Below are 10,309 nucleotides of genomic sequence, written 5' to 3'. Positions count from 1 at the left end.
CGCAGGATATGATTACCGCTGTCTGTCGGATCTACATGGCGTTTGAGCGGCGGGGGCACTGCTCGCCCTATCTGATGGACGTGCAGGGGGATAGTGCTTGCCCTCTCTTCCCTTCCTGTTAAACAAACACATCAGGGAAGGAACTAGGCCAATGGAGGTTGATTCCAGGATAAGCAGCGATAGACCTCCCTGCCGACATTACCCTTAATGTACCCGCTACGTGATTCTAATGTAACCGAGGATCTTTCGGACCACCACTAAATCGTTGTTAATAGGTTGTCGAGCCTTGGATTAGGTGATCTCAAAGCGTAACTTTTCAGGAGTTCCACGACTCGGTCAATTGACATATTCCGAAGGTTGTCGAAATAGGCCTCCCTTACCGCAAGGAAAAAAATCTTTTACCAGCACTTTCTAAACCGGATTCAGAAGCCGTTCACTGATACACTCGACAGTGAAAACTTCCAAATATTTGGTCACTTCCTATATGGCACTGAGATGACATAGGCCCTTCCGACCATCCCAGTTGCGGTGGAATAGGTGTAGAATGGCAGATAGGCCAGACATTATCATCCGATTGAAGACAACAACATCTGGCGATTGCCAAAACGCCACGTCGATTGCAACAGTGAACCCGGCGTTCATCCTGGCACAGGTCAACAAAATAGTGAAATAAAGGCATTGCGCATCAATTACTTATTCCAGAGCATGAATACTTCCCAAGCTTGGCTTCTTTCATAATTTTATAATAAGCTATCCACAAGATGCCTGCCTTGATCGAATAGGCTATTATTCTTGCAAAGAGACTCCTCAAATCCATGAAAATTTCATCGCCTGCCAAAAAACCCAAATTCCCAACATTTCCTATTCGAAGAAACCTACGGTGGAGCGATAAACCCTTAGGAGGAGGTCCACAGATGAACAAAATAACCCCAGTTCCTAATAAAAGTCAGGTAAGACTCATGCCTGTTTCGATACAAGTGTTCCAGCCAGTCAGGTCTCGACGAAGACCTTGGGTCGTGGTAATGGCCTGCTTGGCACTGGCACTCGGATCTCTTAGCTTTGTCCATCTGGCCACTGCCCATTCTGGACTTGATCCGGAAATTCAAGAAATCAACGAGAAATTGATCAAAGATCCAGATAATGTGGATCTATTGGTCCGGCGTGGGCAAGTTTATCGGTCCAATGAGAAATACATCGAATCATTGCTTGATTTAGAACGGGCTTTACTGCTGAACCGCGAGAACCGAACTGTCGTATTACAACGCGCACTGACTCTCTCTGCCATGGGCCGGGACAAGGAAGCCCAGAGCGCCTTAGATTATTTTCTTCAGGAGGAGTCAGACCCGAAACGGGTCTTTGCCTTGGCCGAACGCGCAAGCATTCATGCACGAAACGGTCAAGCTGAACTGGCCATCACCGACTTTACGTCAGCCATTCAGTTGCAACCCACTATTGAACTATACCTTGTTCGGGGGAAACTCCAGGAATCCTTGGGAAAGGTTGAGGATGCGGCGGAAGGATATCAGGATGGTCTTGCCAAGCTTGGAGATGCCATCCTACTAAAAAAAGGCCTCATCCGTGTACGGATGGTTCAAAAACAATACAGTGAAGCTCTGGCCTTGGTAGACAAAGAAATAGCTGGCTCGTCAGTAAAAACATCCTGGCACCTCAAACGGGCAGAAATTCTCGGTAATATGGGTCGATCAGACGCCGCCAGCCTCGCATATGAACAGGCATTAGCTGAGGCCAATCGTGTGTTGGGGAAACGCCAGACAGCCATGCAATTGCTTGCCCGCGCGGAAGTTTATCAAGCTATGGGTCGCATGGAAGAAGCCAAAAATGACCTCCGTGTGGCTATTCAAAAGACTCCGCACTTTCCCGAGGCCGATGACCTCTTAAGAAAATTAGAGAGCCAATAAATTCTAGCCAACAGCCCCTATACGAAGAATAGAGCACTTGGAATATTCAAATAAATCAGAATGGGTTATGGTGGCGCTGGGCTGTGCGCTAGTGGTGCTGGTGGGTTCTGTGACGCCAGCCGCGGCGGCTGTGGTGCGGCAACCCTACCTGCAGCTTGCCACTCCCACCTCCATCACGGTGGTGTGGCGCACTGACCTGAATTCGGCGGACAATAGCCAAGTAAAATACGGCACGGCGGCCGGCTCTCTGACCCAAACGGCGACCGGCACGGCGGTCACACGGTCCGGGCTCAACGTCAAAGATCACCTTGTCACAATTACGGGCCTGACTGCTGCCACTAAATATTTCTACAACGTCGGCACCACGACCGACGGGATACAAGGGGGTGGCACGGCCAATCATTTTTTTGTGACGGCGCCCCCCGTTGGTTCGGCCACCCCCGTGAGGGCATGGGTGCTGGGCGATTCCGGCGACGCCGGGGTTAACCAACGGAATGTGCGGGATACGATGCTGACCGAAACCGCACTGAATCCTCCAGCTCCCAACTTGATCTTGCACATGGGGGACATCGCGTACGAAAGCGGCACCGACGCGGAATTTACCACCAATCATTTTGCGGTCTATCAAGATATTCTCCGCCAGACGCCCCTTTGGCCGACGCTGGGCAACCATGAGGCCCTGTCGGTCACGACTGCCCTAGGCATTGGCCCTTACTATGAAGCCCATGTTCTCCCGACCAGTGCCCAAGCGGGGGGGGTGGCCTCCGGCACCGAGGCCTACTACGCCTTTGATTACGCGAATGTGCATTTTATTGTACTCGATTCAATGGATAGTAACCGCGGCCCAGGTTCGCCGATGGTGACCTGGTTGCAAAATGATCTGGCTTCCACCGGGCAAGAGTGGGTGATCGCCTTCTGGCATCATCCGCCCTACTCGAAAGGGCACGACTCGGATAATGCCGCCGACTCCGGGGGGCGCATGGTCGACATGCGGGAAACGATTCTCCCGATTCTAGAGGCCGGCGGAGTGGATTTGGTCATTTCTGGGCACTCTCATGCCTATGAGCGATCCTACCTCCTGGATGGGGCTTACGGTTATGGCGGCTCACCCAACTTTGCCACGCCACCGCTTAGCACTCTACAGGCCGACGGCCATATTCTCGATGCGGGAAATGGCCAACCCTCGGGCACGGGAGCATATCAAAAAAGTGCCGGAGGAGTTTCGCACGACGGGACGGTCTATGTCGTCGCCGGCCACGGCGGCCATGGTCTTGGTTCCAATCATACCGTGCATCCGGTCATGGCGGTGTTGGACGTAGCCTATGGCTCGGTGCTCTTGGACATCACGGGCACCAGCCTCACTCTACGAAATGTGCGGGCAGGAGGTGCCATCACCGATACAATGGCTATTCAGAAAGGTCTGCCGCCCCCCCCCGCATTAACCATCACAAACCTGACCGTCGCCAGTGGGCAACCGTACGTGATGCCCGCCTCAGGCCTCCAAGCTGGAGGCACCGTCTATATTGACCGCGCCTATACGTTTACCACCGTCCCCTCCAGCGTGCAGGGCGCCGCGTATATCCGAACCGCCAACAATGATAAAGCGGCTACCAATGCCGCCTTTCTCAGTTTTACGGTCAATCAACCCGTCTCCGTATCGGTCGCTCATGACGTGCGGCTCACTCCGAAACCTTCCTGGTTGAGCACCTTTACTGATACCGGCGCGAATCTGGTGACCTCGGATACCACCCTCCGCCTGTTTACTCGGTCCTTCCCAGCCGGAACCATTACCCTCGGGGGCAATGCCAGCGGTGGGACCGGGAGCATGTATTCCGTCATCATCCAACCCCAGGGCGGAGGAGGACCGGTTAACCAAGCCCCTAATGGGGTCATCAACACCCCCAGTGGAGCGCAGACCATTCAGGTGGGCCAGACGGTTACCTTTACTGGAACGGGCACTGACCCTGAGCCGAACCTACCTCTTACTCATCAATGGACCTTTGGGGCCGGTTCTGGAATTCCCAATACCACGGTGGAGGATCCTGGGCCGGTGACCTTTACGACTGCCGGGGTGTTTCCGGTGACCTATACGGTTACCGATGCCCTGGGGTTAACCGACCCCACCCCCGCGACTGTTCAAGTGACGGTCCAGACACCAGGAACAGGTTTTACCGCCTACAATGATCTGGCTTGGGGAGCAGGGCAACTCGAAACGAATATCACGAAGTTTACCTCTCCCGTCGGAGGCTCAGGCTTACCCAGCAACGGCATGCTCAAAAATTTCACCACCGGCCTCGATACTGGGGTGACCCTGACCGTGACGGGCGGCGAATTTATCGGCAGTGGCCAAGCCACTCAAGGTGCAGCTCCGACCATGGGAGACGCCTTTACCATCTTTAATGGAAAAATCAGTACTCTTGGCGTCATCTCCTACGTCAATCAAGACGCTAACTCGCTCCTGTTGACCTTTAATGGACTGAATCCGAGCAAGACGTACGATTTGGCCTTCTTTGCCCATCGAGACTTTTACAGTTGGGATCGGGCCTCTCTCGTGACTCTTTCCGGACAGGACGCATTTACTAATACGAGTTCGGCCGCCACCGATAATCCCAGTGAGGTCGGCGGGGTGATCTTTTCCGGGCCGGCAGATACCTCGACTCGGCTACCGGCAGACAATGATAAGGGCTACGTGGCCCGATTTAGCAACATTGAGCCCGGCAGCGATGGGAGGATCGTCCTCACCATTAGTTTTGATGGGAACATCGCCAGCCAATACACGGGTAAGTATGGTAGTGCAATCCGGCTGATAGAGTCCGGCAACGGAGGGGGACCAGTTAACCAAGCCCCCAATGGAGTCATCAACGCACCAAGTGGACCTCAGACCATCCAGGTAGGCCAGGCCGTGACCTTCACCGGTACCGCCATGGATCCAGACGGTAATACGCCGTTCACCCATCGGTGGACCTTTGGCTTGGGTTCCGGGATTGCTGATCGCACAGTAGAAGATCCAGGGGCCGTGGTGTTTCCCAGTGCCGGGGTATTTATGGTGACCTATACGGTTACCGATGCCTCAGGGCTGGCCGATCCTTCTCCGGCTACCGTCCAGGTGACCGTGTCTGGCACACCGCCCCCCCCCGCATTAACCATCACAAACCTGACCGTCGCCAGTGGGCAACCGTACGTGATGCCCGCCTCAGGCCTCCAAGCTGGAGGCACCGTCTATATTGACCGCGCCTATACGTTTACCACCGTCCCCTCCAGCGTGCAGGGCGCCGCGTATATCCGAACCGCCAACAATGATAAAGCGGCTACCAATGCCGCCTTTCTCAGTTTTACGGTCAATCAACCCGTCTCCGTATCGGTCGCTCATGACGTGCGGCTCACTCCGAAACCTTCCTGGTTGAGCACCTTTACTGATACCGGCGCGAATCTGGTGACCTCGGATACCACCCTCCGCCTGTTTACTCGGTCCTTCCCAGCCGGAACCATTACCCTCGGGGGCAATGCCAGCGGTGGGACCGGGAGCATGTATTCCGTCATCATCCAACCCTAGGGCCCACCTTCGTAAAGAAACCATTCAAGCATCACCACAAGAATACCAAGGAACGAGATCGGCACCGGGTGTCTTGTGGAGGACTACTCCAACTCCCGCAACCATGAATGTTGACGTTGTCCTCCTTTCGGAACAGTTTTTAACCAATACAGAGGGCGGCTTCGGCCGTCTGATTGATCTGACATTTCCGCAGAAACTCATTCGATGCCAGGTGCCAGAGTGGGCTATGCGGTAGGCGCTAATTTTAATCTTGCCGCCACGTTTAGATGATGGCTCGGGCGGCATCGGAGCGAAGGGAACTGATGGACATTCAATCTCTCGTCTTGCAAGCGCTCATTAAATGATTCAATAAAGGCATTTCCCATTGGTTTGCCAGGCCGGATAAAGCCGAGCTGCATTTCACCCCAATAGGCCAGAAATTTGCCAGCGTCCTGGATTGGAATTCTGTGCCATGACCCCCTGTTATCGACCGGGATCCAAGTTTTCTTTTCAACGCTTGCTCTAAGGCTTAGACCACAATAGTTTCCGACATCCGAAAACCAGCCTCTAACACCGGACTGTAGTTCCTCCAGTTATCGACGACGGTGTGAATCAGAAACGGCTGTCCATCCGCCAGGGTATCATCCATGACATCCATGCTCCAACGCTCGGTCGGTCCCACGAAAGTAGGAGCGGGACCATGATGCAACGCGATATTCTTTCGTCTCCGGACCCGCATCCGCAATTGTAACCCTTCCAGTTGATAGAGGCGTCGGACCCGCTTCTAATTCACGATCCAGCCTCCGCGACGCAAGAGGACCCAGATCCCCAGATAGCAAAACCTTAGGCGGTCATGAGCTCAATCACCAATCCGGATGCGCAACGCCGCTTGATCCTTCCCACAAATCCGCGATACCAGGAGGAGCGACCAAACTGGGTTAATCGACTGTTTTCATCCTCAAACTGCCGGAGGCGATGCAGTTCACTCATCACGAGATGGGCGTACTTTTTCTTCCACACATAGAACGTAGCCTCACTCACGCCCAGTTGGCGACAAAGGTCATCCACGGGGGTGCCGGCTTCGCTTTGGCGAAAGCATAGATGACCTGCTCCTCCGAGGATGTTGAGCGCTTCATGGGTCTCCTCCTTGCGTATTGGACCACCAAAGTCGCCATTCTATTCTCGTGTTAAAGTGGTGTCCTTTTTGGGAAGACCTCAGTTAGGGAAATAAATTCACTTCCGCAAACAAGAAAAGCCTTCGAAGGGAAGGAAATCCCCAACGCTCCGGCTATTGAATTTGCCAATCTAGGGACGTAGCAGCGGGGTAGCCTGTTGAGGTTATAGTCGCCCCATTCATTAACCATACCGCTACTGTGCCACTACCCGTATTATGCCAGACGAAGTCTGCCTTCCCATCACCATTGAGATCGCCCACCTGCCGAATCACCCAATTCAACGAGACACTACCCGGAAAGCCGGTTGATGTGATAGTCGCCCCATTCATGAACCACACCGCCACAGCGCCTGAGCTCGCATGGCGCCAAACAATGTCGTCCGTGCCATTCCCATTCACGTCTCCCACACCCGCAATCTGCCATGCTAAGGATCCACCTGGGGGGAAACCCGACGACGTAATAGTCGCCCCATTCATCAGCCATACCGCCACGGCCCCTGTGCTATTTTTACGCCAGACGAGGTCTGCTTTCCCATCGCCATTGAGGTCGCCTACCTGTCGAATTACCCAATCCAAGGAGACACTACCTGGAAAGCCGGTCGATGTGACAGTTGTCCCGTTCATGAACCACACCGACACGGCGCCACTGCTCGTATTTCGCCAGACGAGGTCCGCCTTCCCATCGCCATTGAGATCTCCCACGCCCGCGATCTGCCACACTAATGGTGCACCGGGCGGAAAACCCGTCGACGTAACAGTTGTCCCGTTCATGAACCACACCGACACGGCGCCACTGTTCGTATTTCGCCAGACGAGGTCCGACTTCCCGTCTCCATTAAGATCGCCGCCTCCCGCGATTTGCCAGGTCAAAGACGTTCCGCCTGGAAATCCGGTAGAGGCAATATTAACACCATTCATAAGCCAAACGGCCGAAGCCCCGGTACTGGTATTCCGCCAAACAATATCCGATTTGCCATCTTTATTAAAATCCGGAGAGGCAATTAGACCAGTCGGACCGGTGGAATTTTTGACGATGCCCATGGTATCGGTGATGGCGCCTCCGGCCCGCACATTTCGTAGGGTGAGGCTGCTGCCCGTGATATCCAGGAGCACCGAGCCATAGGCCACATCCAGCACCGGCATGACCGGATGCAGGGGATGAGTGGAACCAAGATCATGGCCACCGTGGCCAGCGACGACATAGACCGTCCCGTCGTGCGAAACACCCCCGGCACTTTTTTGATACGCTCCCGTGCCAGAGGGATTCCCATTGCCCGCATTCAGAATATGGCCGTCGGCCAGAAGTGTATTGAAGGATGGTGTGGCGAAGTTCGGCGCCGTGCCATAGCCGTAGGCGCCATCCAGGAGGTAGGACCGCTCATAGGTATGGGAATGTCCCCCAAGGACCAAATCAACACCACCAGCTTCCAAAATGGGGAGAATCGTCTCCCGCATATCGACCAATCGTCCCCCGGAGTCGTTGAAATCGTCCGAGTTGTGGCCTTTCGAATAAGGCGGATGATGCCAGAAGGCGATCACCCACTCTTGCCCGGTGGAAGCCAGATCATTTTGTAACCAGGTCACCATCGGCGAACCCGTGGCGCGGTTACTATCCATTGAATCGAGCACAATGAAATGCACATTGGCGTAATCAAAGGCATAGTAGGCCTCGGTACCGGAGGCCACCCCCCCCGCTTGGCCGCTGGTCGGCAGCACATGGGCTTCGTAGTAGGGTCCAATGCCCAGGGAGGTGGTGACCGACAGGGCTTCATGGTTGCCCAGCGTCGGCCAAAGGGGCGTCTGACGGAGAATATCTTGATAGACCGCAAAATGCTTGCTGGTAAATTCCGCGTCGGTGCCGCTTTCATACGCGATGTCCCCCATATGCAGGATAAGGTTTGGAGCAGGAGGATTCAGCGCGGTTTCTGCCAGCATCGTATCCCGTACATTCCGTTGGCTGACCGCGCCGCCGCCGGAGTCGCCCAGCACCCACGCCCGCACGGGGGTGGCCGAACCAACCAGGGGCGCCGTCACAAAAAAATGCTGAGTGGTACCAGAAACCTGCACACCGTTGCTCACCGTGCCCACGTTATAGAAATATTTAGTGGCAGCAGTCAGGCCCGTAATTGTGACAAGGTGATCTTTGACGTTGAGCCCGGACCGTGTGACCGCCGTGCCGGTCGCCGTTTGGGTCAGAGAGCCGGCCGCCGTGCCGTATTTTACTTGGCTATTGTCCGCCGAACTCAAGTCAGTGCGCCACACCACCGTGATGGAGGTGGGAGTGACAAGCTGCAAGTAGGGTTGCCGCACCACAGCCGCCGCAGCTGGCGTCACAGAAGCCATCAGCACCACTAACGCACAGCCCAAGATCACCAGATCGATTTTCTTCATAATTTAAAATCCTACGGGTTGTGGGAAAAAGGCCAACTTCAGATCAACTAGAGTAAAATGAGAAGGGAGCCTTTCTGTTAATGGAGTCTTCTCGTGAATCGAGAATCTCTCCTTACAACCGAACTGGTATTGAGATAGTGAATTCAAGGCACCTACACCATATGCTATTACGCACTTGATTTTCACAGACCACCATATTGGGTCTTTCATCCCTTTTCGAGTCACCGGATGATTCCTTTTGCCTCAAGGGCAAGTAGGAGAAGACCTGAGTAAATCCTAAAAAAGGCAGAGTTTTAAATTTTAGTTCATACTCTAGGCTATGCATATACCCAATTAATCTGGGCTATAAAATACCTCAATAAAATTATCAAAAACATTCAAGATTGAGCATATTTCATGCCAGAATAACATCAATTAGAGAAATAAGATGACCCATCATCTGGATCATCTGCAAGGTGAAACAGCCATGTCCAATGCACAAAATGCCCGAAAAATTTTATAAGTCCCAACAGGGCCAACTTGGATGCGTTTATGACAATAGAATGTAATATTCCAACAAATTTTTCTCTTCGTTTTTTCATACCAAACAGAAGCCTGTTGGGATTTCTCAATAAGTACCTGGCAACATGCAAGTGGGGGGCAATGTCGGGAGAGGTTATAAATCTTATCCTCATTACCCCGCCATGCCCCCCAGCTCTCAGATGAAATTCCCCTCCTGCTAGACCTACTGAAGAGTTCTATAAAAGCCTGAGCCACCGACGTGACCCCCGTTTCTGAAAGAAACAGGGGCCACATATGGAAGAATCCTCTATTCAACAGGTGATTCAACCTAATTTTGAATTTCCCACGCCGTCGACGCGGTGCCGGGGAAGCCAACGTCAGTCCTGGTCGCCCCGTTCATTAGCCACACGGCCACCGCGCCGCTCGTGGTATTACGCCAGATGATATCCGCGTTGCCATCTGCATCCGTATCACCGACTCCTGCGACCTGCCAGGCTGAGGACACACCGCCCAGTGAGTCCATGGAGAAGGGCACTTCCTTTCCATTCAACAACCATACCGCAGCACTACCATTCGTATGTCGCCAGACCAGGTCGGCCTTGTTGTCACCATTCAAATCCCCGACTCCCTGAATTTCCCACGCCGTCGACGCATTACCGGGAAAGCCTACGTCAAGCCTGGTCGCCCCGTTCATCAGCCACACGGCCACCGCACCGCTCGTGGTATTGCGCCAGATAATATCCGCGTTGCCATCTGCATCCGTATCACCGACTCCTGCGACCTGCCAGGCTG

The 10,309-nt window shown here is 53.8% G+C and carries 6 protein-coding genes; 2 read left to right on the top strand and 4 right to left on the bottom strand.

Features of this window, described 5'->3' with window-relative positions; genetic code table 11:
* Positions 1 to 914 precede the first annotated feature (914 nt).
* Together AAH187_RS00805 and AAH187_RS00800 are read left to right on the top strand one after the other, a co-directional pair.
* Positions 915 to 1,919, top strand: a complete 1,005-nt coding sequence (locus tag AAH187_RS00805; RefSeq protein WP_342346530.1) for a hypothetical protein — start codon at positions 915 to 917, stop codon at positions 1,917 to 1,919.
* A 37-nt stretch (positions 1,920 to 1,956) separates the two neighbouring features.
* Positions 1,957 to 5,472, top strand: coding sequence for a PKD domain-containing protein (locus AAH187_RS00800; protein WP_342346529.1), 3,516 nt, complete (start codon positions 1,957 to 1,959; stop codon positions 5,470 to 5,472).
* 508 nt (positions 5,473 to 5,980) lie between these two features.
* Here the strand turns inward: AAH187_RS00800 and AAH187_RS00795 are convergent.
* The 4 genes from AAH187_RS00795 to AAH187_RS00780 form a co-directional block, all read right to left on the bottom strand.
* Positions 5,981 to 6,190, bottom strand: a complete 210-nt coding sequence (locus AAH187_RS00795) for a hypothetical protein (RefSeq protein WP_342346528.1) — start codon at positions 6,188 to 6,190, stop codon at positions 5,981 to 5,983.
* 104 nt (positions 6,191 to 6,294) lie between these two features.
* Positions 6,295 to 6,519: a transposase gene (locus tag AAH187_RS00790; RefSeq protein WP_342346527.1), complete on the bottom strand. Its 225-nt coding sequence runs from the start codon at positions 6,517 to 6,519 to the stop codon at positions 6,295 to 6,297.
* A 220-nt stretch (positions 6,520 to 6,739) separates the two neighbouring features.
* Positions 6,740 to 9,016 (bottom strand): FG-GAP-like repeat-containing protein, encoded by a 2,277-nt coding sequence (locus AAH187_RS00785; RefSeq protein WP_342346526.1) that lies wholly within the window; start codon positions 9,014 to 9,016, stop codon positions 6,740 to 6,742.
* An 829-nt stretch (positions 9,017 to 9,845) separates the two neighbouring features.
* Positions 9,846 to 10,309 (bottom strand): VCBS repeat-containing protein (locus AAH187_RS00780; protein WP_342346525.1); only part of this gene is annotated, 464 nt, incomplete at its 5' end.

Origin of the sequence: uncultured Nitrospira sp., assembly GCA_902500695.1 — a bacterium.
Classification (GTDB): domain Bacteria; phylum Nitrospirota; class Nitrospiria; order Nitrospirales; family UBA8639; genus Nitrospira_E.
The sequence above is the reverse complement of the archived record's forward strand: the minus strand, read 5'-3'. Positions and strand labels throughout refer to the sequence as shown.